Annotated in this window: 1 protein-coding gene; it reads left to right on the top strand. The window is 57.5% G+C overall.

Translation table 11 applies throughout. From position 1 onward, the window contains the following. Window positions 1-204 precede the first annotated feature (204 nt). On the top strand, window positions 205-824 hold a 620-nt coding region (locus AC1DRJ_RS30425; protein ID WP_477805376.1), incomplete at its 3' end, for a LysR family transcriptional regulator.

Genomic DNA, 824 nt, shown 5'->3' with positions numbered 1-824 from the left:
GTTCGTGGAATAGGCGTAGAACGCCGAGCCACCTGGAGCTGCGATCCAGCGGGCTTGAGGATCCGTCAGCGATAGTCGCTTCGTCATAGACGCGCTGCGCGTCAGTCTTCGTGATACAAGCCCCAGATTTCATTTCGCGCAAGAGGGGTTTTCGGCATTATGGCGTTTAAACTCGTGGAAATACTCACTTTCAAGGAGGCATGCTTGCGCAACGCCAAATCGCCAGAAGAGGAGCCAGAAAGTGGCGCCAAACGCGGACGCATACCGCCGCTTTCGATGGTCCGCGCCTTTGAGGCAGTGAGCCGGCTCGGCTCGATGCGCAAGGCTGCGGATGATCTCAATGTCGGCCATACGGTCGTTTCCCGCCATGTGCGGAATCTTGAATCCTGGCTTGGCACGCGACTTGTGGATGCTGGACCAAGAGGCATTCGGCTGACTACGGAAGGCAGGCTTTTTGCCGAGTCTGTGGGAATGGCTTTCGACATGATCGCCAAATCGACGGCGGAATTGCGTCCGGCGGTAAGCCGCTCGGTTTTGCGAATCTGGTGTGTCCCTGGTCTCGCAACGCGCTGGCTGGCGCCGCGTTTTAACCAGCTCCAACTTGCGCTGCCCGGTATCGATTTCGTCATGCGCGCGACCGATCTAGAGCCCGATTTCGCGCATTACGACGCCGATGTCGATATCCGTTATTTGGATGAGCCGAAGGGGAATGTTCGCTGGATTTTGCTGGAAAGGCCACGGATTTTCCCGGTCGCTAGCCCGGACTGGATCAGCAAGAACGCACCCATCCGCTCTCTTGACGATCTCGTGAGTCAGCCGTTGAT

This window comes from Pseudomonas sp. P5_B2 (genome assembly GCF_056400445.1).
Note: the sequence above shows the minus strand (reverse complement) of the source record. Positions and strands in the feature narration are given on the sequence as shown.